Origin of the sequence: Roseivirga sp. 4D4 (assembly GCF_001747095.1) — a bacterium.
Taxonomy (GTDB): Bacteria; Bacteroidota; Bacteroidia; order Cytophagales; family Cyclobacteriaceae; genus Roseivirga.
The window spans coordinates 1,829,158-1,855,240 of record NZ_MDGP01000001.1 but is presented as its reverse complement, the minus strand read 5'-3'; the positions used below and the strand labels follow the sequence as shown (position 1 = coordinate 1,855,240).

General features: G+C 41.5%; 18 protein-coding genes. 10 read left to right on the top strand and 8 right to left on the bottom strand.

Translation table 11 applies throughout. The annotated features are described in order from the left end of the window. Positions 1–84: 84 nt before the first annotated feature. Entirely contained in the window at positions 85–1,005 is a 921-nt protein-coding gene (mdh, locus tag BFP97_RS07930; RefSeq protein ID WP_069841906.1) for a malate dehydrogenase, read from the top strand. 76 nt (positions 1,006–1,081) lie between these two features. On the opposite strand, the gene BFP97_RS07925 is transcribed toward mdh, so the two are convergent. Then, positions 1,082–1,624: a toxin-antitoxin system YwqK family antitoxin gene (locus tag BFP97_RS07925; RefSeq protein ID WP_069841905.1), complete on the bottom strand. Its 543-nt coding sequence runs from the start codon at positions 1,622–1,624 to the stop codon at positions 1,082–1,084. 407 nt (positions 1,625–2,031) lie between these two features. Here BFP97_RS07925 and BFP97_RS07920 point away from each other — a divergent pair, with 407 nt between their 5' ends. From BFP97_RS07920 to BFP97_RS07900, 5 genes are all read left to right on the top strand, one after another. Continuing rightward, positions 2,032–4,539 (top strand): hypothetical protein, encoded by a 2,508-nt coding sequence (locus tag BFP97_RS07920; RefSeq protein WP_139135227.1) that lies wholly within the window; start codon positions 2,032–2,034, stop codon positions 4,537–4,539. Continuing rightward, complete coding sequence (locus BFP97_RS07915; protein WP_083262473.1) at positions 4,520–6,151, top strand: mechanosensitive ion channel family protein; 1,632 nt, start codon at positions 4,520–4,522, stop codon at positions 6,149–6,151. Before BFP97_RS07920 ends, BFP97_RS07915 begins: the two co-directional genes overlap by 20 nt. Positions 6,152–6,157: 6 nt before the next feature. Further along, on the top strand, positions 6,158–7,297 hold the full coding sequence (locus BFP97_RS07910) for a trans-sulfuration enzyme family protein (protein ID WP_069841903.1): 1,140 nt from the start codon (positions 6,158–6,160) through the stop codon (positions 7,295–7,297). A 245-nt stretch (positions 7,298–7,542) separates the two neighbouring features. After that, a complete protein-coding gene (locus BFP97_RS07905; protein ID WP_069841902.1) occupies positions 7,543–7,908 on the top strand; it encodes a hypothetical protein in 366 nt (121 codons plus the stop codon). Positions 7,909–8,084: 176 nt separating this feature from the next. After that, entirely contained in the window at positions 8,085–11,258 is a 3,174-nt protein-coding gene (locus tag BFP97_RS07900; RefSeq protein WP_069841901.1) for a VPS10 domain-containing protein, read from the top strand. A gap of 60 nt (positions 11,259–11,318) precedes the next feature. Here the strand turns inward: BFP97_RS07900 and BFP97_RS07895 are convergent, their stop codons facing one another. From BFP97_RS07895 to BFP97_RS07880, 4 genes are all read right to left on the bottom strand, one after another. After that, positions 11,319–12,407 carry a family 10 glycosylhydrolase gene (locus tag BFP97_RS07895; RefSeq protein WP_069841900.1) on the bottom strand — a complete coding sequence of 363 codons (1,089 nt, stop codon included), beginning with the start codon at positions 12,405–12,407 and terminating at the stop codon, positions 11,319–11,321. Beyond that, positions 12,407–13,495, bottom strand: a complete 1,089-nt coding sequence (locus BFP97_RS07890; RefSeq protein WP_069841899.1) for a carbohydrate-binding family 9-like protein — start codon at positions 13,493–13,495, stop codon at positions 12,407–12,409. Before BFP97_RS07890 ends, BFP97_RS07895 begins: the two co-directional genes overlap by 1 nt. 97 nt (positions 13,496–13,592) lie before the next feature. Continuing rightward, the gene (locus BFP97_RS07885; RefSeq protein ID WP_069841898.1) at positions 13,593–14,711 is read right to left on the bottom strand and encodes a hypothetical protein; all 1,119 of its coding nucleotides are present in this window, start codon (positions 14,709–14,711) and stop codon (positions 13,593–13,595) included. A gap of 64 nt (positions 14,712–14,775) precedes the next feature. After that, the gene (locus BFP97_RS07880) at positions 14,776–16,167 is read right to left on the bottom strand and encodes a sodium-dependent transporter (protein ID WP_069841897.1); all 1,392 of its coding nucleotides are present in this window, start codon (positions 16,165–16,167) and stop codon (positions 14,776–14,778) included. A 191-nt stretch (positions 16,168–16,358) separates the two neighbouring features. Here BFP97_RS07880 and BFP97_RS07875 point away from each other — a divergent pair, with 191 nt between their 5' ends. After that, positions 16,359–17,612, top strand: a complete 1,254-nt coding sequence (locus BFP97_RS07875; RefSeq protein WP_069844237.1) for a DUF819 domain-containing protein — start codon at positions 16,359–16,361, stop codon at positions 17,610–17,612. Here BFP97_RS07875 and BFP97_RS07870 read toward each other — a convergent pair. Both BFP97_RS07870 and BFP97_RS07865 read right to left on the bottom strand, forming a co-directional pair. Then, the gene (locus BFP97_RS07870) at positions 17,609–17,875 is read right to left on the bottom strand and encodes a hypothetical protein (protein ID WP_069841896.1); all 267 of its coding nucleotides are present in this window, start codon (positions 17,873–17,875) and stop codon (positions 17,609–17,611) included. The two genes, BFP97_RS07875 and BFP97_RS07870, sit on opposite strands and share 4 nt — an antisense overlap. A gap of 31 nt (positions 17,876–17,906) precedes the next feature. Continuing rightward, entirely contained in the window at positions 17,907–18,860 is a 954-nt protein-coding gene (locus BFP97_RS07865) for an OmpA family protein (RefSeq protein ID WP_069844236.1), read from the bottom strand. A 135-nt stretch (positions 18,861–18,995) separates the two neighbouring features. Here BFP97_RS07865 and BFP97_RS07860 point away from each other — a divergent pair, with 135 nt between their 5' ends. From BFP97_RS07860 to BFP97_RS07850, 3 genes are all read left to right on the top strand, one after another. After that, positions 18,996–19,865 carry an SDR family oxidoreductase gene (locus BFP97_RS07860; protein ID WP_069841895.1) on the top strand — a complete coding sequence of 290 codons (870 nt, stop codon included), beginning with the start codon at positions 18,996–18,998 and terminating at the stop codon, positions 19,863–19,865. Positions 19,866–20,190: 325 nt separating this feature from the next. Continuing rightward, a complete protein-coding gene (locus BFP97_RS07855; RefSeq protein ID WP_069841894.1) occupies positions 20,191–22,959 on the top strand; it encodes a TonB-dependent receptor in 2,769 nt (922 codons plus the stop codon). A gap of 76 nt (positions 22,960–23,035) precedes the next feature. Beyond that, on the top strand, positions 23,036–24,085 hold the full coding sequence (locus BFP97_RS07850) for a phytase (protein ID WP_069841893.1): 1,050 nt from the start codon (positions 23,036–23,038) through the stop codon (positions 24,083–24,085). Positions 24,086–24,158: 73 nt separating this feature from the next. Here BFP97_RS07850 and typA read toward each other — a convergent pair whose 3' ends face one another. Further along, a complete protein-coding gene (gene typA, locus BFP97_RS07845) occupies positions 24,159–25,964 on the bottom strand; it encodes a translational GTPase TypA (RefSeq protein WP_069841892.1) in 1,806 nt (601 codons plus the stop codon). Positions 25,965–26,083: the final 119 nt, after the last annotated feature.

Below are 26,083 nucleotides of genomic sequence, written 5' to 3'. Positions count from 1 at the left end.
ACAAGAATCATTTCTATAGCATTTTATTTAGGCGTCTAGGTTACTACCTTTGCGCGAGTTTAAAACCTAAATCAAATATTCATTATGAAAGTTACTGTAGTCGGTGCCGGAGCAGTCGGTGCAAGTTGCGCAGAATATATTGCGATCAAAGATTTTGCTGCTGAAGTAGTTTTAATTGATATCAAAGAAGGCTTTGCCGAAGGTAAGGCAATGGATTTGATGCAAACCGCATCATTGAATGGTTTTGATACAAAAATTACTGGTACGACAGGTGATTACAGTAAGACGGCCGGAAGTGATGTAGCGGTCATTACCTCAGGTATTCCACGTAAACCAGGTATGACCCGTGAAGAATTGATCAGTACCAATGCCGGTATTGTAAAGTCGGTAGCTGAAAACTTAATCAAAGAATCTCCTGATGTGATCATCATTGTGGTTTCGAACCCAATGGATACAATGACCTACCTTACCCACAAGGCTACGGGGCTTCCAAAGCATCGTGTGATAGGTATGGGAGGAGCTCTTGACTCAGCTCGTTTTAAGTATAGACTTGCAGAAGCAGTTGGAGCACCAATATCTGATATTGATGGAATGGTGATTGGTGGTCATAGTGACACTGGAATGATTCCACTTACGAGACTCGCAACACGTAACAGTGTTCCTGTTTCAGAATTTGTAAGCGAAGATAGGCTAGAGGAAGTAAAGCAGGCGACAAAAGTAGGTGGTGCCACTTTGACAAAACTCTTGGGTACATCTGCGTGGTATGCTCCTGGTGCAGCGGTATCGGCAATGGTTCAGGCAATTGCCAATGATTCAAAAAAGATGTTCCCTTGTTCATGCTTGCTTAATGGCGAATATGGGCTTGATGATATTTGCATTGGAGTGCCAACTATTATTGGAGCTAAAGGTGTAGAGTCAATTGTTGAAATTGAGTTAAGTGATGCTGAACAAGCAGATTTAACGGCTAGCGCTGAGGCAGTAAGAAAAACTAACGGATTGCTTTAAGTTCAATCAGTGTATAAAGAAAAAACCAGATGTTTCGTTTGAAGCATCTGGTTTTTTAATGTCGTTTAACTAATTTCTAATTTTCGAAAATAGTCTTTCCTTTCTTATTCATGAGTTTGTATTTGCTCTGACTCAGGATGGAGATGTTTTCGCTCGTTTCTAAAGTCTTATCTTGACTGTCAATGAAGTAGATGACCGCATCTTCTTTGGACTTTAGTTTATGCTTGCTGCCAGAAGCTACTTCAAGATTTGTCACCTTTTCACCGGAGCCGTAGGCGTTTAGTCCTACCTGGAACTGAACCTTAATATCACCGTTTTCATAATACTCTTTGAAGGATCCAAAAAGTTTACTAAACGTATAATTTCGCTCACTTTTGACACTTCCATTTGAGAAGAACTCGGTAGCAAGACCATGCAGACGCCCTTCGAGAACCCTATATCGAAATTTTAGGGTCTCGTTTTCGTAATAGTCAATGATCTCTCCTGTGATCAGGCGATCATCAAATTTGTAAAGTCCATTGGCAAATTCTACTTCTGAAATTAGAACTTTGTCAGAGCTGGAGTTCACAGGTGAAAATAGCACAGCTAATGCTATTAATTGTGTCAGTAATATCCTCATTATCAGTCATTTTTGATTAATCAAACTATCAATTAGCATTTGTCAGCCTATTGATATCTGCAATCAAAAGTCAAGTGTCAAGTCGATAACGTAAAATTCCATTAAAAGTGTCAGATATACAATACAAAAAAAGAATGTTTACATCTTATTCTTTGTAACTGACCAATTGTCAACAGTTTGTCTACATTATTTTCTTTTTACTTTGACACAGTTGGTTTAAGAATGGTTTAAACGGTGAATTAAAAACAACACGTATGTAGGTTTGAATACACAAGTCTGTAATTTTGAACGTTAGAGGTTTAAAATTTCGAAAAGCGTTGAAGTTAAAGGGTCTATTTTTTGTTTTGGTTTTGGTGGCTGTACTTGGGTATTTTCTGTACCCTTCACTTACCAGTTCTAAAGCGAATGTGAAGCTTCTTATCCCTGAAACAGCGTCCATTGCCTTACAACTTGAGAACCCACAGAAGACTCTAATTACCCTTGAAGAGTTAGGTTGGTATAAAGCCTACCGGTCGATTCCACTGATAGAAAGATTGCAGTTAGGAATTGAGAAGATTGACTCGCTGGAAAGCACCGGTGCATTAAGTTCTCAAATCTCCAAACTACCCTTATGGATAAGCTTGCATACTACTTCTAGTGATGATCTATCAGCTCTCTTCATGTTAAAGAGTAGCGGATTCGATTGGACCCCCGATAACCTAAAGACACTTCTCGGTAAACTGCTGAGCAGAGATGTTGATTTGAGTAATCAGCAATTTGATGGAAAAGAAATATTGACTTTTCAATCGCAGGAATTTAGCGTTTCTGCTCTAATCGAAGGTGAATATTTGGCTTTCTCTAAGAATGCAGTGCTCGTAGAAGATGTGGTTCGTGCCATTCAAGAACCGGAAAGTCGCTTGTTAAAAGAAACAGAGGGCTTTGGCAGTACAGGTGATTTGAACATAGTAGTGAACAGTTCCAGGCTGTCCGAATTGAGCGCGGTGTTCTTCGAATCCTTTACTTCATTTCAATTCGATACGCCTACGGATGGAAATCTGATAGTGGATGTTGACTTTAAGAATGATGGGCTGGCATTCCGAGGTAATGGACAAAATTTTTCAAGGCAAGGAAAGCCGGCCTCAATCTTCGCTGAAAACCTGATACCCATCACGTCAAATACCTTTTTCTGGAAGCCAATAGAAATCAACTCAGACCCTTGGCAAAACCTGTTCAAAGGTGATTTATGCAGTATTGAAATTGATAAAGGTGGCAGGGTGACAAGTAAGGTTTTTGTATTCTCAGTCACCGATACTACGAATTTGAGAAATGTAATGGATCGCCTTGCCGAGGAGAATCTAAGTGAGAAGGACTCAATGATTTATAAAGAGCGATTTGTTAATTCAGATATTGGTTTTATTGATAATAGTCAGTTGTTGAATGAACTGCTTTCAAACAATACCACAACATTCAAATCACCTTACTACACAGTTAATCAAGGTTTCTTGATAATGTCTGATGACAACGATGCTTTGAAAATGGTTCTCAATGATTTTGAAAACGAGAGCACTTGGGGTAGGTCAGTAGACAGAAGAAGGACCATTGACGAGATGATTCAAGAAACAGATTTGACCCTGGTTCGAGACTTTGAATTTGCGGCCGATCCTTTGAGGAATAGACTCAAGCCCAAGTGGAAGTCTTTTGTTGAAAAGAGTCCAGAAATACTTTCTGTTTTGAATGTGCTAATGCTTCAGTTCAATCGTACCAACAAGAATGTATTAGTCGCGGGCGATCTTTCCTTCAATACTGTTTTTGAAAGACTGGAAGACGATGTAAATACAAAAGAAGACCTGGTCGTCAAGGCGAATGTTTTTGGTGATGCCGATTTGACTTCCAAAGCACATGTGGTCAGAAACCATAATGATGGGAGCTTGGAAGTTCTTTTCCAAGACGCTGATCAACAGCTTTATCTAGCCAATAAGCAGGGTGAAGTGCTTTGGAAAAGAGATGTTGACGGTGCACTGAGTGGAGAGATTCACCAAATTGATTTCTACAACAACAAGAAACTGCAATACCTGTTTTTCACAGATTCTTTAATCCATTTAGTTGATAGAAATGGAGATAATGTCAGTGGATTTCCCGTAAACTATGATCAGGGTTTACCGATTGATGGCACAGCCATAATCGACTATGATAACAATAAGCGCTATCGCTACTTGACGAAAGATAGGCGTGGAAATTTGTACCTATATAATAAGGAAGGTTTGCCTTTGGAGGGGTGGCAACCAAAATCAATAGGTAGTGATCTGCTTCAAATACCTTTTCACACCAGAGTAAGAGGACGTGATTGTTTTGTGGTTGTTGAAACCACCGGTCGGATTCATCTACTCAATCGAAGAGGAGAGGAGTACGAAGGTTTTCCTGTGAACATCGATAAGCGTTTTTCCGGAAAAGTAGCCTTCACTAAGGGAGCAAATTTCGATCAGAGTCTAATCTCTGTGAGTACTGTCGATGGAGAGTTAATCCAAGTTGATCTGAACGGTAGGTTGGTGAATCGCAATCAGCTACTCAGGGCGTCAGGAAGTGAATTCAGTTTGGTTGATGATGCCTTAAAAACAACTTTCAGTATTGTTCGGAATGACGGTAGGGTCCTTGCCTTGTTTGACAAGAATGGAGACGAACGTTTTTCTCTCAACTTCCCTAACTCAAGATCGATTGCTGTCGATCAGTATAATTTCCGGAACGGTAAAGAGGTTTTTGCAGTCAGGGATTTGAAGGAGAAGGTCTTTAGATTAGTGGACAGGGAAGGTAGGTTCTTGACGTCTTTGATACCAGCCAGCCAACCCGTGAGCATACTTTTTTATCAGAATAGACTCGAATACGAAGTGTTTGTTAACTTCGCAGATCAGCTCAATATTTATGCGATTAAGCCACTTTAAACCATTGCGAGCCTATCTGGCATTAATTTTCATCTTCGGAGCCACGACTTTGAAGGGGCAAGAGTCTGAGCTTCCCTCTTCTTTTAGTACACCTTATGATGTTATTTATAACCATCTTCAATATCTACAGGAAGGGTCACGCAATGAAGCTCAAGCTGCAAAGTCGCTCTATTCTGAGGGTAGAAGTCCTGCTAAACTTAGACAGTTAGCTGTAGAGTTAAAGCAAATTTTTGATGGTTCAGGTAATTACATAAGGCTTGAAGACTTACCCCGTACCACCAACTATTTCGATTCTCTGACACAAAAGCATCGATACATACTGACTTCTGACTTTCCAGATATTTATGTTCAAAAATATGGAGATCGATGGCTCTTTTCAGAACGTACAGTTACTGAAATAGACGATATCCATAAGCAGGTTTATCCCTTTGGAACCGATAAACTTTTAAACCTGCTTCCTAAGTTGGGTAACAACAAATACTTGGGGCTTCATTTGTGGCAGTACTTGGGTATACTCATTCTAGTCTCTCTAGGGTTTATGCTGCACTTTGTACTTGTTTTCTTAATCAAGGCGTTTCTGGTGCGTGTTATGCATCGCTATGGGAAGATCGACTTGGCAAGAGATGTGCTCATACCTGCGGCTAAGCCCTTCAGTCTCATGGTAGTGGCTGAAGTCTCTAAGATATTGGTACCCACCCTTCAGTTGCCACCGTTTGTAGGCGCAAATCTGATTTTAGTAGCTAGGGCTTTGGTTCCATTCTTTGCCACCATATTCTTTTACAAGCTGGTTGATATTCTCGGCCTGTATTTTGAGAGAATGGCTGATAAGTCTGCCAATACACTGGATGATCAGTTAGTACCACTCATAAGAAAGATATTGAGGGTTTTTGTCGTGATCGTGGGCATAATCGCGATTCTTAGCAGTTTCAAATTTGACATTTGGCCTCTACTTACGGGGCTTTCAATTGGAGGTTTGGCATTTGCATTGGCTGCTCAGGATACACTGAAGAACTTTTTTGGGTCGCTAATGATATTTATAGATCGCCCTTTTCAAATCGGAGACTGGGTGACTTCAGGAGAAATTGATGGTACGGTCGAGGAGGTAGGTTTCAGGTCTACTCGAATCAGGACTTTTAGGGATTCGGTGATGTATGTGCCAAATAGTATTATTTCCAACAGTACAGTTGACAATCATGGATTAAGAAAGTACCGTAGGTTCTACACCAAGCTTTCGATAACATATGATTCTCCTGCAAGACTGATCGAAGTTTTTGTTAAGGGTATTGAAAGAATTGTTCAGAATCACCCAGAAACTAGAAAAGACTACTACAATATTTTCCTCAATGATTACGCTGCCAGTTCATTGGATGTTATGCTCTATATTTTCTTTGAAGTACCAGATTGGACAGCTGAGCTAAGGTGTCGTCAGGAAATAATGCTAGAGGTAAACAAGTTGGCTGAGCATCTAGGTGTTCGCTTTGCGTTCCCAACACAAACATTGATGATAGAGCAAACCCCTGGTCAGCTTTCCTTGACCCCTAATTATAATCAGACCGAGGAGGAGATGAATAAGGAGTTGGAGGCCTACTTTGACAAGCTAAATAAAAAGTAAAGCACAATGCATTTTGATACCAAAGCAGTACATGCCGGTGTGGAGCCAGATCCATCTACAGGTGCAATCATGACACCTGTTTTCCAGACTTCTACCTACGTTCAGAAGTCTCCTGGAGATCATAAAGGGTTTGAATATGCGAGATCACAAAACCCTACAAGGTCTGCTTTACAGAAGAGTATTGCTGTATTAGAAAACGCAAAACACGGACTGGTCTTTGGTTCGGGCGTTGCCGCTATTGATGCCGTAGTTAAACTACTAATGCCTGGAGATGAGGTAATCAGTGGTAACGACCTTTATGGTGGAACCTATAGAATATTCACGAAGATTTTTGAAGGCTTCGGTATAAAATTCCGCTTCGTTGACATGAATAATGCTGCTGAGATAGAGCAGTACGTGAATGACAACACAAAACTCATATGGCTAGAAACGCCAACTAACCCCATGATGAGCATCATCGACATCAGAGCTGTTGCCGCCATAGCGAAAAGCCATAAGCTACTATTAGGGGTAGATAATACTTTTGCCTCACCAGTTCTCCAGAGTCCAATTGACTTAGGTGCCGACATCGTAATGCATTCAGTTACCAAATATTTGGGCGGGCACTCAGATGTAGTAATGGGCGCATTAGCACTGAATAATGACGAGCTCTACGAAAGACTCGCCTTCATTCAGAATTCTTGCGGAGCTGTCCCCGGTCCACAGGATTGTTTCTTGGTGCTTCGAGGTATTAAAACGTTGCACTTAAGAATGGAGCGACACTGTGAGAATGGAGCCAAGGTAGCAAGATACCTGTCAGAACATCCGCAAATTGACAAAGTCTACTGGCCAGGCTTTGAATCTCACCCTAACCACCAGATAGCCAAAGAGCAGATGAAAGGCTTTGGTGGAATGATATCATTCACTTTTCACCAAGATGATATGCAACGCTCGTTCAGAGTCTTAGAGAATCTCAGGCTATTTGCTTTAGCAGAATCACTCGGAGGCGTAGAATCTATGGCCAATCATCCTGCTTCTATGACGCATGGTGCGATTCCAAAAGAAGAAAGAATGAAAGTTGGACTGCTAGATTCACTGATAAGGCTCAGTGTCGGTATAGAAAATGCCGATGATTTGATTGCTGACCTCGAACAGGCGATCGGCTGACCCAAAGAATATTTCGATTTAGAGGCCCGCGACAAGTGGGCTTTTTTGTGCCCGATATTTCAGTCCCTATATTCTACGGTTCATCCGTGGTTTTGACCGATTGGGAAAATATTCTACTTTTTTTTCGATTAAAATTAAACTTTTCATGAACTTTGTCGTCTAAATAAGTGTATAAAAAAGAATAATATTTGGTATCACAAGATTAACAACCTAGACACAAAGAATACATTCGAAACAACACGGTCATGAAAAGAAAGTTAAACACAAAGAGAACAATGTCAGCGATAGTCGCATTGGCATTGGCCGCAGCAGTAACGCTAACTGCGGGCATTGAGTCTTACGAGATCTCGAATAATGAAAAGGACGTAATGTTCGACTTAGAAGCATCTCTGGAGAGAGCTTACAGTGACGTTACTATGGATGAATTCGATTTCGATTTAGAAGTTGAGTCATTTGAGACAATCAAAGTTTATGACAGTGAGGATAATCTTGTAAGATCTATCGTACTGAGTAATGATGATGTAATTGAAGATGCGGAAGCTAAAAAGCTATTGAATAGAGCAGAGTTTTTGACGTCTTATAACAATACAAGCCTTTACAGAATCAACTAATAGGTAAGGGGATAAAGTTTAAATACAGATTCATAGCAGAGTCGACTCATTTTTGGGTCGACTCTTCTTTTTTCCATTCGTGTAAAACACGGTCTACACCTTCTGTAAGTGGGGCTTTGTTCATAACTTTTAGAACAATAACCTAGAGTACATTTACCTTAATCAAACTATTAATTATGATAGCAAAAAGATTCACAACGAAAGGTGTATTAGTTGTGGTATGTATGCTTCTTTTCTCTTTTGTCTACGATGCTGAGGCTCAAAGAAGGAATAGGAGAAATAGAACCGCAGATAACGCCAATACGCCTGATCCCAAAGCCGAAGTATACAAAGGCATAGAATGGCGATCAATTGGACCATATAGGGGCGGCAGGGCCTCCACAGTAACAGGTGTCCCTGGGAAACCTAAACTTTTTTATATGGGTGCCACAGGTGGTGGCGTCTGGAAAACCGATAACGGTGGAACCACCTGGAAGAATATTTCTGACGGTTACTTTGGCGGTTCTATTGGAGCAGTCGCAGTCAGCCATTCTGACAACAATGTAATCTATGTTGGACAAGGCGAAGAAACTGTAAGAGGGAATGTATCCTCTGGTTTTGAAGGCATTTGGAAGTCTACTGATGGTGGAGAAACTTGGGTCAATATGGGGCTCAAAGACGCCATGCATGTAGGTCGAATAAAAATCCACCCTGAAAATTCTGATGTGGCTTGGGTTGCCGTAATGGGAGACCTTTTTAAGTCAAGTGAAACTCGTGGTGTTTATAAAACCACTGATGGTGGTCAAAACTGGCGCAGAGTATTATTCGCCAATGCAGATGCAGGAGCAGTCGATCTATCGATTGATCCAAATAATCCAGATTTTATGATGGCCAGCACATGGCGTGTAAGAAGAACACCTTATAGTCTTACCTCAGGTGGTGATGGTTCAGGTGTTTGGAGATCGAAAGATGGGGGTGAAACCTGGGAGAATCTAATGGAGAAATCAGGTATGCCAAATGGCCCGATTGGGATCAGTGGAGTTTCGATCTCTCCTGTAAACCCTAACACCATTTACTCAATCATTGAAGCCAATAAAGGAGGCGTTTACAAGTCTACCGATGGTGGAGAAACTTGGAGAAATACTAATTCCGATAGAGCACTAAGACAGCGTGCCTGGTATTATTCCAGAATTTATGCCGATACAAAGGATGTTAACAAAGTCTATGTGATGAATGTGGGCTACCATACTTCTACTGATGGTGGCAGGACCTTCGACAGACGGGGTGCGCCTCATGGAGATCACCATGACTTGTGGATTGCTCCAGAGGACAATATGAGACTCGTTATCGCTGATGATGGTGGTGCTCAGGTATCATATGATGGCGGTGACAGTTGGTCTACTTATAACAACCAACCAACAGCACAATTCTATAGAGTTACTACCGATAATGCCTTTCCTTACCGAATTTATGGTGCTCAGCAGGATAACTCTACGGTTAGAATTGCACACCGTTCTTTCGGTTTTGCGATAACGGAGAATGATTGGGAATCAACAGCAGGAGGTGAGAGTGCTCACATAGCGCCAAATCCTGATAACCCAGATATTGTTTATGGTGGTAGTTATGGTGGATTTTTGACTAGAAGAGATCATGATAAGGACATAAGCAGAAATATCAATGCTTGGCCAGATAATCCAATGGGGCATGGGGCTGAAGATTACAAATACAGGTTCCAGTGGAACTTCCCGATTTTCTTCTCGCCACATAGTTCTAATAAGCTTTATACCGCTTCAAACCACCTTCATGTAACATACAATGAAGGCCAGTCTTGGGAATTGATTAGTCCAGACCTTACAAGAGCTGAGCCGGACAAATTGGGTAAATCAGGTGGTCCGATTACTTATGATGATACTTCAGTTGAATACTATGCGACTATTTTTGCCGCAACTGAATCACCTTATGAGAAGGATCTGATTTGGGCTGGTTCTGACGATGGTCTTATTCATGTTACCAGAGATGGCGGTAAGAACTGGGAGAATGTAACACCTCCTGATTTTCCTAAATACTTGATGATCAATAGTATTGATGCCGATCCTTTTGTAAAAGGAGGGGCTTACATCGCAGGTACTCAGTACAAGTTAGGGGATTATCAGCCATACCTTTATAAGACAAAGGATTACGGTAAAACCTGGACCAAGATTACCAACGGTATTCCAAATGATTACTTCACAAGGGTTGTTAGAGCAGACCAGAAGAAAGAAGGTTTGCTTTATGCTGGAACAGAAAGAGGAATGTTTGTGTCTTTTGATGATGGAGCTTCTTGGAAGCCATTCCAAATGAATTTGCCGATCGTTCCGATCACGGATTTGGCTATTAAAAACGATAACCTTATCGCGGCCACACAAGGTAGGTCATTCTGGATGATCGATGATTTGACCATCTTACACCAGTTATCAGATGAAATAGCTGCTAAGAACTTCCATATGTTTAAGCCAATGGATGCCTATAGGCTTGGTGGAGGCGGAGGTCGCTTCGGGCGTAGTGGTGGAAACGCATCATTGCTTTATGGTAAGAATAAGCCTGCTGGACCTATGATCTACTACTACATGAAAGATGAAGTAGAAAAAGGGACGAAGGTCGCAATTGAAATCTACGACAAGAAAGGTGAACTAGTGAAGTCATTTAAGCAGAAGGCCAAAAAAGGAATGAACTCCTTCAATTGGAACATGCGATATGAAAATGCAGAAGGTTTTGAAGGTCTTATCATGTGGGCTGCTTCTATCAGAGGGCCTGGGCCAGCTGCTCCTACAGGAGAGTATACGGCTAAGCTTATTGTGGGTGATGAGTCTCAAGAAACCAAATTCAAATTGATTAGAGACCCTCGTTACCCATCAACGGACGCTGATATTCAAGCACAGTTTGATTTCTTGATGAAAGTTCGAGATAAAGTGACTGAGACACACCGAGCCATTAAAGATATCCGTGCTGCAAGAGAGCAAATGGATGGCCTGATGGCTAAAATCAAAGGTGATGACAAGTATGAAGATGTAGTCAAGTCTGGCAAAGAACTGATGAAGAAGATGACCGCTGTTGAAGAGGCGTTGTATCAGACCAAGAACAGGTCTGGTCAAGATCCATTGAACTTCCCAATTCGATTGAATAACAAGCTAGCTGCACTACTTGGTGTTGCTGGCGGGGGAGAATGGAGACCAACTGCTCAGGCCGAAACAGTGAGGGTTGAGTTGACCAAGCAGATTGATGCAGAGTTGGCTACGCTGAAAGGGCTGATGGAAAATGATCTACCAGCGTTCAATCAGCTAGTAAAAGACAAATCTGTTGATGCCATTATCTTGAAAGAGAGAAAGAAATAGGCTCAGTTAATAAAATAAAAAAGGCCTCGACCCCCGAAACTTTGAGGGTCGGGGCCTTTTTTATTTTGTATTCTTGAGGTCTTCAAGAACCTTGGCCTTATCCTCATTGAGTAAACCATAATCGTAAAATGCTAAGCCATTCGATCCACCGGCTTTTGCTTCTTTGATCATCACAGCGACCTCTTCGGTAGTCTTGTCATGAAGGTATTGGGCTGTATAAAGCGGTTTTGAACCTTTGAGTGCTTTGACTCCTTCTGCTGTAGCCGTTCTGACAAAGTCGATCGGTTCAGCATAGAAATCATAATAGATCATTGGGAAAACAAAGTCTAAATCCCATTCGTCCCAAGCTTGTCTTACAAACTTGCGGGCCAAGGTTGGTGTTGCAAATACCGAAGCCGATAACTTTTTATCTCTGGCATGAACTTCCTTGGCAATTCGGTTCACTAGATTCGTAATAGAATCATATCGAAACTGCCGCCATTGTTCATCCTGACTTGGGTCTTCGAGATCTAAGGGGTCATATCCGCTTTCTGACCTAAACTTATTTCTACAAGTGTCACAATAGCAGAAGTCGTATTCTGCCATTTCATGATCTTGAACTAAGTCATACTTTTCCCATAACCCTCTGGGCAGAATTACATCGCAATAACGAACGTAATCGAGCTGTACACCATCCAGCCCTTCAACTTCTGCTATTTCAGTCATGCCCTTAATGATATAGTCCTGTACTTCAGGTTTGGAAGGACAAAGCCATTGATAATATCCAACATAGGGATTCACATCCAGGCTTGAATCTCCATTTCGGCTTACAGCATACCATTCCGGGTGTGCCATGGCCTCCTTATTTCCGGGACGATTCATTACCCATTGCCAGGAATGAATCTCTAGACCTAATGACTTAGCCAATGGTACGGTTGTCTTTAGTGTCTCAACATTCCCACCAGCTAGCACTCCATAAAATCCTAATTCACTAAGTCGGGTAAATTGCTCACGCCATTCTTTCTCCGGCTTATTGGCTCCACCACCAACCCACATCCAAAGCTTGAAATCTTCAGGTGTAGTTGATTCACAAGATGAAACGAGAGTAGGGGTAGCGGCTATTGCGAAAGAACCGAGGCCCAGTTGCTTAAGGAATTTTCTTTTGTTCATTACTTTTTTATTTCTCTCCAAAGCCTACCTGTTTCGTTAATGTGCCAAACGATAGACTTGTTAAATGGGTGTTGCATTATGGCATGATATCCATAATTGTCAGCTTCAATTTCCCATTGTATTGTTCGGCCTACATTAAAAACTTTGTGCCTGATCAAGGACTCTTTTTCATTACTATAAGGTTCTTTTTTTCTTCTCAGAGCGATTTGCTGTCTATGTACATCAAAGAGCAATTGTCTCACCTCTTCCGATCCAAAGTCAGATACAAAATCAATGTTCTCACCCACAGGGACATCAAAAAAAACAACCATCCCCCAGAATTCAGGTTCGTGCATGGCGATCGCTCTTTGAGGAGACCAAACCCAATTGTGTTCTGGCAGGTTCTTATCGGTTTCTGGATTCTTTTTCTTTAAATAGGACCTTCCTTTGATCTCGGTTTCCCATTGAACTCGGGAGAAGTTGACTCGCCAAACATCATTGTTCCTTGGAGGTACGGCAGCCCTTGTCGCTTCTTTCAAAGCCTTCCAGGGAATTGCTACTTCCAATGACCAGCCTTCATCCTGATCGCTTGGATCATTGATAGTCCCTATAATATCAACAGCAGACTTAAGCCCTTTAATATCCCAATTGTTGATGGCATGACCATTGTCTCGATAAGGTTTAGTCAATAGAAGGTCCCAAACAGTATTGAAGGCATTGACTTCGTATTCATAATAATTATGAGTGTCTCCATCAGGATCGATGAAAATCTCAAAGTCGTTATCATGGAAAATGACTGCGTCACGTTCGGTAAGTTTGGCCCATATATGAGGTTCTTCCATTTCAGCATAGAAGTAGAAGTACTTATCATCCCAGAGCATTTTAACTCTGGTTTTGTGATAGGGGGCAGGCTTCTTACTACCTTCTATATCAACGAAATACTCACTCCAAGAGGCTTTTTGCCAAGACGCCTCTGTTCCGAGTCCATCGACCGAGATATTGTCAATGGTATGTTTGGCAGCATAAGCTCTTCCTTCTATCAATTTAATTTGGGCCAAACATGTATTTGTAATGGCCAAAATGAATAATAGGGTAAGAAACTTCTTCATGGATAAACATATTCCGATTTTGGAATGGGTTCAATATCCTAAAAACTGATTAAATCTAAGCCACCAATTGAATAATAGATGCTTGGTTTGGGTTGAATTAATTAATCGGTATATGCACTAGTCCTTTTCGTGCACGCCACCTTGCATAATTAATTATGAACCACATTCGTCCGTTTTGTCCTGCTGTAAAGTGGTCTTTTTGGTCACTACCATAATACGCCATATAATTCGATTCACTTAGCTCATTAGTCGTCACCTGAACCTCAAGGCCCATAAACTTACCTGTCAGAAGCGTGATATAGTTCAGAACAGAATTGTTCTCGGTCAGTTCCTCCAGACCATCTCTATAGCCATATTTGATGCCCTCTGGCTGGTGAGTGGGTGGAGTATCTCCATAATCAATTCTATACTCCCAACGGGGTTGTGGAAGTTCAACATCGGGCAATGAGAAATGATAGTCATCAGGAAAATGCGTTCTGCCCGCAGATTCTGCATTAATAGCTCTTTTTCCAATCCAGAAGTTAACGTAGGACTCCGGATTCCAATAATACTCTCGTTGCCATACTTCTATAGACTGAGAAAAGACTTCATGCTGACTGTTATACCTATCGATTCCTATTTCATTCAAAGCCTGTCCTGCCTCGTCAACTTCTGCCAGAACAAAACTGAATTGGCTTGGTAAGTTTTGGCTACTGCTTATGTCAAGGGGTTGGAATGAGAACTTTGCGTTGAGTTTGTCAATGAATTCCTGCATCCGTTCACTGATATCGCCAGGTTCATTTTCTGATACATGGAAGATGACAGGTATTTCAACTTTTTGGTTTTCCAATACATATATGATGTGATTGGCTACAATCTCGTTATCAACTAAGAGTTGAAACTTATAGCTACCCGGAGTCTCAGGCGTAAAGCTATATTCTCTTTCCCCACTGGAAACAACTTGTCCATTCTGTACTACGGAAGATATACTTTGAAGCTCCTCAATAACACGACCATATTGATCGAAAAAGCCAATATCGAAAGTTGCGGTTGAGCTTCCATCAGCAACCAAGAAGGTAGCGCTACTGGCGAATTCAATCCTATCCGCATCTTGGACAGTAGGTTGAGGTTCTTCATTTTCACAACTTAAAAAGAAAAGGAAATTCAGGCACAGGAACACAAATGCGAGAGTGTGGTTCCTGAAAACAACCTTATCCGTCAGTTTTGATTGATGCATAACTAGCCTCAAGATATCTAATCTTCGCTAGAATTAAAAGGGTAAGTACTTATCTGTGAGTTAATTAGAATATGCTGATTCCAAAGAATTTGAATAACACGGTCAGCACAAACACAACTGCCAATACAAATGGAGCAAGATAACCAACGGCAAAGTTCAAGTACTTTTGAACAAATGAACCCTTATAATTTGGAGAACCTTCAGCTAGCTCATCATCTAAGTTATGCTTCCTCCAAACGTGAGCTGCAAAGAAGGCTATCATACATCCACCGAGTGGAAGAATACTATCATTTGCCAGAGAGGCAATAAAAGAAAGAAAATCGGTATCTGTCCCTCCTTCTTTATAAGTAGTGAATGCGGTACTAAAGAAGTCAGAATAGCCGAAGCCTAACAGCGAAGGAATACCAATCGCGAAAATGATACCCGCAACAATCCATACCGCTCTATTTCGTTTGATGTTTAATTCGTCTACAGCATAGGCTACCGGTACTTCAAGAAGTGAAACGGTAGAGGTTAGAGCTGCAAAGCAAAGCAGTACAAAGAATAAAGTTCCTACTACCGGGCCAATTGAGCCTAGTGTTCCAAAAATGGTAGGTAGAGTAACAAAGATCAGTCCTGGTCCACCGGCAGCACCTTCCATAGTTCCTCCGCTCATAAAACCTATTAAAGGGAAAATCATCAAACCGGCTATTACTGCAATACCAACATCTGCTAGCGTGATCAGCGCAGCTGCTGATACGATATTCTCTTTCTTATTAACATAGCTACCATAAGTGATCAATGCACCCATACCAAGCGATAATGAGAAGAAGGCTTGCCCCATGGCATTGTAAACAACCCCTGCATTAATTTTAGAAAAGTCCGGAACTAGGTAAAAGCGAATACCATCCATGGCATTAGGTAATGTCAGAGAGTAAATAACCATCGCCAGCATCATAACCACAAGTGTTGGCATAAGCATCTTAGCGGCTTTTTCAATACCACCTGAGATACCTCTTGAAACCACTAGTGCCGTAGTAGCCATAAAAGCGAGTCCATAACCACCCACTTTAAATATCTTGAGTGTGTATTCACCAAACTGTTCACCACCGCCAAAATGGCCAGCAGCCATTTCGAAGATGTACCCAAAGGCCCAACCCGCGATTACATTATAGAATGAAAGAATAAGAATGCCAGCTAGGATTCCGAGTTTTCCGACCCAGTTCCAATTTTTATAACCTAAGGCAGTAAATGCACCCACAGGGTTTTTCTGAGTTTTTCTTCCGATAGCGATCTCAGTGGCCATTACCGGGAAGCAAAGAATAAAACAGAACATCAGGTAGATGACTACAAAAGCAGCACCACCGCCTTCACCTACTTCGAATGGGAAGCCCCAAATGTTTCCTAAACCCACAGCAGAACCTGCTGCAGCTGCGATAAAACCTATTCTACTTGAAAAACCTCCTCTAGGTGCCATTCTGAAAAATTTTGAAATCCGAATATATGGGATTCTTGTTTTCAATTGTTCCTATTCATCAAAAAAGTAGCTGTAAATACTGATATGACAATTCTGACATGCTTGAATTGGATGGAATGAGCACTCAAGGAACAATGCAATCGACAACTTTCACGAAAAACAGCTATTATTGGTGTTTTGAAAATCACTTCATGGAACCATTCTTTACCAATGACGCAGTAGTTCTCGGACTATTGGTCATCATCGTTGCTGCTGTATTTCATACATCTTCTTCTTCGAACCCGAAGTGGAAAAAGTTCTACACTTACGTACCTAGTATTCTTTTGTGTTACTTTCTACCTGGCTTACTCAATTGGCCCCTAGGCTTGGTCTCAGGAGAGGAGTCGAATCTATACTTTGTTGCTTCAAGATATTTACTGCCTGCTAGTTTGGTACTGCTCTGTCTAAGTATTGACATCAAAGGAATCATCAACCTAGGCCCCAAGGCAGTCATAATGTTCTTTGCGGCCACCATTGGTATTGTTTTAGGCGGACCTTTGGCTATACTCATTATTTCTACCGTGGCACCTGATGTATTGGACGTGGGAAGTGGTGAAGAAGTGTGGAGAGGTTTAACCACGGTGGCCGGAAGTTGGATTGGTGGAGGAGCTAATCAAGCTTCAATGAAAGAGATCTTTGGAGTGAGCGATAGCTTATTTGCGACTATGATAGTGGTGGATGTTATCTGTGCAAATATATGGACGGGCTTCTTGTTATACGGGGCCAGTAAGACCCAAAAAGTTGATAAGTGGCTGAAATCTGATACAACCGCAATCGATGATTTGAGAGATAGAGTGGAGCACTATCAGGCGAGTATCGCCAAAATTCCAACCCTTTCTGAAGTGATGACAATTCTCGCGATCGCTTTTGGTGGAACAGCCCTGGCGCATTGGGGTGCGGATGTCATTGCCCCATTGATGGAAGCAAGGAGTGAGTGGCTCGCAAAATATAGTTTAGAATCACTTACCTCAGGGTTTTTCTGGCTTGTGGTAATTGCTACGACCATCGGAGTAGGTCTTTCCTTTACCAAGATGAGGAAATACGAAGGAGCGGGCGCTTCGCGATTAGGTAGTGTTTTCATTTTCATCCTTGTGGCGACCATTGGAATGAGAATGAACGTAGGGGAGGTTTTTGATAACCTAGGGCTCTTCGCAATCGGTATCACCTGGATGCTTTTCCACGTGATCATTATGATCGTTGTAGCCAAATTGATCAAGGCACCATTCTTCTTTGTCGCTGTGGGCAGCCAGGCCAATGTTGGTGGAGCAGCATCAGCACCTGTAGTGGCTTCGGCTTTCAGTCCAGCTTTGGCGCCAGTAGGTGTACTGTTGGCAGTTTTAGGTTACGCGCTTGGAACTTATGGGGCTTTGCTTTGTGCTCAATTGATGGCAGGCGTTTCTCCTTAGATGCCTTGTCGACTATCCAGTTCTGCTTGTATCTTCTTTTGCATTGGTCCAAAAGCCATAATAGGGTAGGCTATGCCAATAATGAGCATCAAACCTATAACGGGATATAGCTCACTGGTTTCTTTCCAAATAGACACTGCAATGGCAATCGAAGCCGTAATCAGGCATAAGATCATAATGACTTTTTGAATTGCCTTGAACTTCTTTTGTTTCTGTTTTAGTTCTTCTATGCTGTGGTTTGAGAACTCGTTTTGATCTGACATGCTTCTTAAATTACCTGCTTAACCGAATTGTTTAATAGGTTTCTAATAATTGGAAGAGCTCATCCAGTTTTGGGGTTAAGATGATTTCGGTACGCCTGTTCAGCGCCTTGTTTTCTGCAGTAGTATTTTCTGCTACTGGAGAGAATTCACCGCGCCCCGAGGCAGTGATTACTTCTGAACTAATGCCATTGCTGACCAAGATTCTTACAATAGAGGTGGCTCTTACCACACTTAAGTCCCAGTTATCGGCAAATTTCCCAGACCCTGATAGAGGTACATTGTCGGTGTGGCCTTCAACCATAATGTTGATGTCAGTATTTCCGCTTAAGGCATTGGCTAGTTGTTTCAGGGCATCTTCACCTTTAGCATCTACTTTGGTGCTTCCTGAATTGAAAAGTAGTTTTTCGGCCAGCGATACATAGACTTTTCCGTTTTTCACTTCTACCGATAGATCGCTTGCTTGAAAGTTGAGCAAAGCATCTGTTACTCGTTTCTTCAGTTGTTGAACAGCTTTGTCTTTTTCAGAAATCAATCGCTCAAGCTCTGCCACCTTCGCTTCTCTTTTTGAAAGGTCAATAGCCAATTCTTCATTCTTTTTTCGCTCAATTTCCAAATCATCTTCAATTGCTAATAGCCGCTGCTGTTGCTGGGCCAAATCTGTATTTAACTGACTACTATTGGTAAGCAGATTGTCATAAAGTTGTTTGATACGGGTGTATTCCCCTTGAACGTCCTTTAATTCTTTACTTACTAGATCGAAGTCACTCTGAAGGGCTGTGTTTTTTCCTTTTAAATCTTCGACCTGAACTTCTAGGCGTTTTGCCTTTTCATTTACCACTGCAAGCTGCTCTTGCAGTCTTGTCTTGTCATTTTCTAAGGCGTTCTTTTCGCTGACAACTGTATCGAAGTCTTTTTTAGCAACACAGGAACCTAAGAGGATTACAAAGGTTGTCAAGAGTGCAGCTTTTTTATAGAAGGTCTTCATAAGATCGATTTGGGTTGTACAAATATGCTCAATTCGGTTGAGATTGTCATGTGCTATATACTCATCGGCCATTATTAAAATTATGCTGCATGCATAATATTTTCTAACTTAAAGCCACTGATTTAAAGCTTTGTTATGAGAACTGATGGAATGCTAAAGGATGATGCCCTGAAGGGCCAAACGATCATAGTTACTGGTGGGGGTACTGGCCTTGGACGTGCCATGGGTAAGTACTTTTTAGAGCTGGGGGCCAACTTGGTCATCACCAGTCGTAAGATGGAGGTTTTGGAAAAGGCAGCTCAAGAACTTGAAGCCGAGACTGGAGGAAAAGTATTACCAGTACAGTGTGATGTCCGAGATTATGACCAAGTGGAAAATGTACTCACAAAGACTGAGGAGCATTTTGGGCAAATACATTGCCTCTTGAATAATGCGGCAGGAAATTTCGTCAGTCCTACCGAAAGGTTATCCAACAGAGCATTTGATACGATTATTGATATTGTTCTGAAGGGAACTACCAATTTCACACTAGCCTTAGGCAAGCGTTGGATCGCTGCTGAGCAAGCAGGTACCGTTCTCAACATAGTAACGACCTATGCATGGACCGGTTCGGGTTATGTCGTGCCCTCAGCATGTGCAAAAGCTGGTGTGTTGGCTATGACACGCTCACTGGCTGTAGAGTGGGCGAAATACAAGATCAGACTCAATGCCATCGCACCAGGTCCTTTCCCAACGGAGGGTGCATGGAGTCGCTTATTACCAGGTGACCTAATTGATAAATTTGATCCGGCCAAGCTTGTTCCGGTAGGCAGAGTAGGAGAACATCAGGAACTAGCCAACCTGGCGGCCTATCTTATGTCTGATTTTTCTGCATATGTGAATGGTGAAGTGGTGACCATCGATGGGGGAGAATGGCTGATGGGCGCTGGCGAATTTAGTCATCTGGAAAAAGTACCACAGGCCATGTGGGATATGCTAGAAGCCGGAAGAGGAAAAAAGTCATAGGCCCCAAGCTACTTTGGGGCTATTGGAAAGCCAAACGTCAATTAAGAAAGACCGAGTTTTAGCAAAAAATGCATTGAGCTTTTCGGTAAATCATAGAATGTAAATACAGCTTTACAAACCGATTGATTTCATGATGTTTCTTGCTTATTTGATTTTAAGTATTTAATAATCAGATGGATAGGTGGCCTTCTTAATATTCCCTTCACAATTTTCACAGAAAGTTATCATTTGAGTCAAGCCTACTTGATTTCTTAATTCTTTTCTTAAAGAATCGCACACATTCAAGTCTAAGGTGCTTTACACCTTTGGGTAAATTTTAAAACCCATGAAAAGAACCTTAACCACACTTTTATTTCTTTTGACGTTTACCACATTCGGGTTTGCTCAAAACGGAATTATTCGAGGAAAAATTACAGACGAGCTTGGTTTACCATTACCGGGTGCAAGTGTAATGATAACATCAATAGAGAAGGGAATGCCTTCTGATGACAATGGTAATTATACTATTGTGGATATACCCGCAGGTACCTATAAACTGATAACCACATTTATTGGCTACAAGAGAATAGAACAGGACATTACAGTAATCGCTGGGGAAACAACAGTCATCAACATAAAGATGGAGCCAGGATTTACGGCAGGCGGTGAAGTAATTGTCCTAGGCGATCGACTGAAAGGCCAAGCCAAGGCTTTGAATCAACAACGCACCAATGCGAATATTACCAATGTGGTAGCTGCTGATCAAATTGGTAGGTTCCCAGATGCGAATATTGGAGATGCATTGAAAAGGATTCCTGGTATCACGATTCAAAACGATCAAGGAGAAGCTCGAAACATCATCATTAGAGGCTTGGCCCCTCAATTGAATTCTGTGATGTTGAATGGTGAGCGTATACCATCTGCCGAAGGCGACAATCGAAATATTCAGTTGGATTTGATTCCTTCAGACCTTATTCAAACTATTCAAGTAAATAAAGCAGTGCTACCTGATATGGATGCTGACGCAATCGGTGGGTCGGTGAATCTAGTGACGCGTTCGGCACCAACTGGTAGGCGAGTATCCGGAACTCTAGCTTCAGGATATAACTTCTTATCTAATAAGCCGATTTGGACAGGCACGGTGGTTTTGTCCGATCGTTTTGCAGATAATAAACTAGGAGCTGTATTTTCTGCAAGCTACAACAATCACAATTTTGGATCGGACAATGTAGAGGCAGTCTGGTTCGAAGGTGATAATGGCGAAGCGCTTATCGAAGAGTTTGATATCAGAGAATATCGTGTTCAGCGAGTAAGAAGAAGCTTTAACCTGGCTTTGGACTACGAGATCAATGATAACCATAAGCTAATCCTCTCTGGAACTTACAATTGGAGAGACGACTGGGAGAATAGATATAGAATGCGTGTTTCGCAGATTGATGATGCCTTTGGTGATGGAGATGCAGTGCTTACCGGTGCAAATCAATGGACTTTACCGGCAAGGGTTCAATACCAAACTAAAGGTGGTATTGGAAACGATAGAGTTGATAATAGAAGACTGGAAGATCAGCGCAACAGGAATGTGACACTTAAAGGTGAGCATCAATTTGATAAGTTAAAGGTTGATTGGTTTGCTACCTATGCAAGAGCCTCTGAAGAAAGGCCTAATGAACGTTACATCAGCTATCGAGAGAGTGGTCAAAATGTGAGTTTGGATTTAAGAAACCCTGAGTTTCCGATTGCCACGTTGACCAATCCTAATGATAATTTTAATATCGGATTCCACGAAATCACTGAGGAGTTTCAAGATACTTATGACGAGGATTTCAATACTCGAATTGATTTCACTTTGCCAGTTTCTGAGAAGGCCATCCTGAAATTCGGAACTCGGTTGAGAACTAAAAATAAGGTAAGAACCAATTCATTCTTTTCTTACGAACCGGTCGACCTAAATACCTTTGGTGCGACCCTTGGAGATCTTCCAAACACTAATTTTTCTGATGCTGATTACCTTGCTGGTAGTCAGTACCAAATTGGAAACTTTGTCAGCCCGGAGTTCTTAGGAGGACTAGACCTGACCAATGCCTCTCTTTTTGATCAATCAGATGAAATAGGTGAGTATTTACCAGGTAACTATAATGCAGACGAGAACATCTTCAGTGCCTATGTGATGTCTGATATTCAATTCAGTGATAAGCTGTCTGGTATTGTAGGTTTAAGGTTAGAGTCTACAAGCATTGATTATTCAGGGTTTTTATTGGATGTCGATAATGATACGTTCACTGAAGAATCAGCTTCTCAGGATTACAGTAACTTCATGCCGGGCGTGCATTTAAACTATAATTTCTCTGAGTACTCAGTATTGAGGTTTGCCTATACTAATACCATTGCAAGACCCAACTATTTCGATTTGGTACCTTATGCGGAGTTCAGTCCGGACGATGAGGAACTCGTAAGAGGTAATCCGAACTTGGAAGCTGCTACTTCTACCAACTTTGATTTGATGTATGAGAACTACTTCCAAAACATCGGTATTGTCTCTGGAGGCTTCTTTTACAAAGACATTGATAACTTTATCTATGAGCAGGTTCAAGAAGGTTTCAACGATCCACAGTTTGGCAATGACCTTGAGTTCACAACATTTGAGAATGGTGGTACAGCTGAAATTTATGGATTTGAGTTATCTCTCCAAAGACAGATTTGGAAGGGCTTGGGTATCTACTTGAACTATACCTATACTCAATCAAACACGACAGGTATTCAAGGAAGAGAGAATGATGACTTATCACTTCCTGGTACTGCCGAGAATATGTTCAATGCCTCTCTTTCTTACGAAACGGATAAGCTGGTATTGAGAGCGTCTCTGAATTACGCCAGCGATTATATTGACGAGTTAGGGGGCGAGGCTTTCGAAGATCGTTTTTACGATAAGCAGACTTTCTTAGACTTGAATGGTTCATATGCATTCAAACCTAATTGGAGATTCTTCTTCGAGGTGAACAACCTTACGAACCAACCATTGAGATATTATCAAGGGATCAGTTCTAGGACTATGCAAGCTGAATATTACAATGTGAGATTCAATGCTGGTTTGAAGTTTGATCTGTTCAATAACTAGAAATTCATCATCATATATTGCTCTTTAATGATGGTAGGGGGTGGCTTAGGTCGCCTCCTACACATTTTTTAATAGTATGATAAAAAAGAAAGCTCTGATGACCTGCCTTGCCCTCATTATGGCGGGGTGTAGTGGTCCGAAAATTCATAAGGATGCCGTGAAACCGGTAATTATTACTGAGTCGGTGAAATATGATACCGATGACCCTGCAATATGGGTAAACCCACAGGATGCATCTAAAAGTCTGATTATTGGGACCGACAAGAATGAAGATGGTGCACTCTATGCATTCGATCTCGAAGGAAAAATTGTTCAAGACAAGGTAGTAAGAGGCTTAAAAAGGCCCAACAATGTTGACTTAGTTCATGGCTTTGTTTTGGGAAATGACACGATTGATATAGCGGTAACTGGCGAGAGACTCACACATAATTTAAGAGTGTTTTCAGTTCCTGATATGAAACCAATTGACAGCGGAGGGATACCTATGTTTGTGGGGGAAACTGAAGTGGAATATAGAGACCTAATGGGTGTTGCACTCTATAAACGTTCTTCAGATGGGGCGGTCTTTGTTATTATGGGAAGAAAAACTGGACCGACAGATGGCACTTACTTATGGCAATATCGCCTTGAGGGTACTGAAACAGGTTTAGTAAAGGCTACATTGGTCAGGAAGTTTGGCAAATACAGTGGTCAATTTGAAATAGAGGCGATTGCTGTGGATGACGAGTTAGGATATGTCTATTATTCTGACGAAGGTGTCGGAGTTAGAAAGTACTATGCTGACCCCGAAAAAGGTAATCAAGAATTGGCACTATTTGGAACGGAGGGCTTTGCACAGGATCATGAAGGAATATCGATTTTTGATTCAGGTAATGGTAAAGGTTTTATTTTAGTGTCTGATCAACAGGCAAATGCCTTTCATATTTTTCCGAGAGAAGGAACAGCGACTGATCCACATAGTCATCAAGTCACAAAGATGGTTTATGTTTCAACGAATGAGAGTGATGGTTCCGAAATCAGTAATGTCAGTTTCAACGCCACTTTCAAGAAAGGTATTTTCGTAGCCATGTCTGATAACAAGACTTTTCAATATTATCGAGTAGAAGATATATTGGATATCAACTGAAACGAGACCCGTGAAGACAAAAAAGAAAGGGAGTGAATAATTCACTCCCTTTTTTATGATCTAAATATCTTAATTAGGCTAGCGTCTTAGCCATTTTTGACCTTGTATGCTCATCTAAGTAAATCTTTCTCATACGGATGTTATTTGGCGTGATTTCAAGGTATTCATCCTTTTGGATGTATTCCATGGATTCTTCTAGTGAGAACCTTCTTGGAGGGGCAATTTTAGAGTTACTATCCGAACCAGAAGCTCGCATGTTAGTCAATTGCTTTCCTTTTTGAATGTTCACAACAATATCGTTTTCACGATTGTGCTCTCCAATTACCTGACCTGTATATAGGTTTTCTCCAGGTGCGACAAAGAAATAGCCTCTATCTTGAAGCTTGTCAATTGAATAAGGTGTTCCAGGTCCATTTTCCATTGAGATCAGCGATCCATTGATACGCCCCTTAATCTCACCTTTAAATGGCTGGTACTCTTTGAACCTGTGATTCATTACCGCTTCGCCACCTGTAGCAGTCAATACATTGTTTCTCAAGCCAATCAAGCCCCTAGAAGGGATGTCAAACTCTAAGTGCTGCTGATCACCTTTTGGCTCCATGATCTTTAGCTCTCCCTTACGCTGAGTAGCAAGTTCAATTACTTTACCTGAAACCGCATCTGGCACGTCTACCACAAGGGTTTCAATAGGCTCACACCGTTGACCATCAATTTCTTTAAAGATCACTTGAGGCTGCCCAACCATTAATTCATAGCCTTCTCGTCTCATGGTTTCGATCAAAACAGACAAGTGGAGTATGCCACGGCCATAAACAAGGAACTTGTCCTCAGAATCAGTCGGGTCAACACGAAGAGCCAGATTTTTCTCAGTTTCTTTCATCAAGCGATCTCTCAAGTGGCGCGAGGTCACAAATTTACCTTCGCTACCAAAACCAGGAGAGTTATTGATTGTAAAAAGCATGTTCATCGTTGGCTCATCGATTGATATACGATCAAGAGGAGCTGGGTTTTCAAAGTCGGTGAGTGTATCACCAATCTCAAAGTTTTCAAGCCCTACGATTGCACATAAATCACCGGCTTTCACTGAGCTTACCTTCTGTCTTCCTAAACCTTCAAATACTTGAAGTTCTTTGATTCTTACACGCTGAATTGAACCATCGGCTTTTGTCAAGCCCATTGATTTTCCTTCTTCTAATGTTCCTTGGTAGACTCTGCCAATTGCAATTCGGCCTACGAAGGAAGAATAGTCAAGAGATGTTACTTGAAATTGTGGTGTTCCTTCCGGAGATGGTGCTTCAGGAATTACTTCAATAATCTTATCTAAAAGAGGAGTGATGGTATCTGTAGGCTTTTGCCAATCATCACTCATCCAACCCATTTTTGAAGATCCGTACATGGTCTCAAAATCAAGCTGTTCTTCGGTCGCATCCAAGTTGAACATCAGGTCGAAGACTTGTTCATGCACTTCGTCAGGTCGGCAGTTTTCTTTGTCCACCTTGTTAACCACTACAATAGGAGTAAGGCCAAGGGCTAAAGCCTTGCTAAGTACAAATCGCGTTTGTGGCATAGCACCTTCAAAAGCATCGACCAACAAGAGCACACCATCCGCCATTTTCAGAACACGTTCTACCTCGCCACCAAAATCTGCGTGACCTGGAGTGTCAATGATGTTAATCTTTACACCATTATAGGTTACAGAAACGTTTTTTGAAAGAATGGTAATTCCTCTTTCTCTCTCGAGGTCGTTGTTATCCAGGATTAGGTCTCCAGACTCTTGGTTCTCCCTAAAGAGTTTAGAGGCGTGGATAATCTTATCTACAAGAGTAGTTTTGCCATGATCAACGTGGGCAATGATGGCGATATTTCTGATGCTTTGCATGAGCGCTTTCTAATTGAAGCCGCAAAGGTAATCTTTTAATATGAATCCATGATTAAGAATTCGAAATCAAGTGAATCAAACTGTCACTTGACAGTTTGATTCACTCGTCATTATAGAAA

Excerpts from the sequence above, each read along its gene's own strand:
- BFP97_RS07860 (WP_069841895.1), top strand. The coding sequence starts at position 18,996 with ATGAGAACTGATGGAATGCTAAAGGATGATGCCCTGAAGGGCCAAACG.
- typA (WP_069841892.1), bottom strand. The coding sequence starts at position 25,964 with ATGCAAAGCATCAGAAATATCGCCATCATTGCCCACGTTGATCATGGC.
- BFP97_RS07915 (WP_083262473.1), top strand. The coding sequence starts at position 4,520 with ATGCGATTAAGCCACTTTAAACCATTGCGAGCCTATCTGGCATTAATT.
- BFP97_RS07925 (WP_069841905.1), bottom strand. The coding sequence starts at position 1,624 with ATGAGGATATTACTGACACAATTAATAGCATTAGCTGTGCTATTTTCA.
- BFP97_RS07895 (WP_069841900.1), bottom strand. The coding sequence starts at position 12,407 with ATGAACAAAAGAAAATTCCTTAAGCAACTGGGCCTCGGTTCTTTCGCA.
- BFP97_RS07870 (WP_069841896.1), bottom strand. The coding sequence starts at position 17,875 with ATGTCAGATCAAAACGAGTTCTCAAACCACAGCATAGAAGAACTAAAA.
- BFP97_RS07890 (WP_069841899.1), bottom strand. The coding sequence starts at position 13,495 with ATGAAGAAGTTTCTTACCCTATTATTCATTTTGGCCATTACAAATACA.
- BFP97_RS07910 (WP_069841903.1), top strand. The coding sequence starts at position 6,158 with ATGCATTTTGATACCAAAGCAGTACATGCCGGTGTGGAGCCAGATCCA.
- BFP97_RS07850 (WP_069841893.1), top strand. The coding sequence starts at position 23,036 with ATGATAAAAAAGAAAGCTCTGATGACCTGCCTTGCCCTCATTATGGCG.
- mdh (WP_069841906.1), top strand. The coding sequence starts at position 85 with ATGAAAGTTACTGTAGTCGGTGCCGGAGCAGTCGGTGCAAGTTGCGCA.
- BFP97_RS07885 (WP_069841898.1), bottom strand. The coding sequence starts at position 14,711 with ATGCATCAATCAAAACTGACGGATAAGGTTGTTTTCAGGAACCACACT.
- BFP97_RS07855 (WP_069841894.1), top strand. The coding sequence starts at position 20,191 with ATGAAAAGAACCTTAACCACACTTTTATTTCTTTTGACGTTTACCACA.
- BFP97_RS07900 (WP_069841901.1), top strand. The coding sequence starts at position 8,085 with ATGATAGCAAAAAGATTCACAACGAAAGGTGTATTAGTTGTGGTATGT.
- BFP97_RS07865 (WP_069844236.1), bottom strand. The coding sequence starts at position 18,860 with ATGAAGACCTTCTATAAAAAAGCTGCACTCTTGACAACCTTTGTAATC.
- BFP97_RS07905 (WP_069841902.1), top strand. The coding sequence starts at position 7,543 with ATGAAAAGAAAGTTAAACACAAAGAGAACAATGTCAGCGATAGTCGCA.
- BFP97_RS07880 (WP_069841897.1), bottom strand. The coding sequence starts at position 16,167 with ATGGCACCTAGAGGAGGTTTTTCAAGTAGAATAGGTTTTATCGCAGCT.
- BFP97_RS07875 (WP_069844237.1), top strand. The coding sequence starts at position 16,359 with ATGGAACCATTCTTTACCAATGACGCAGTAGTTCTCGGACTATTGGTC.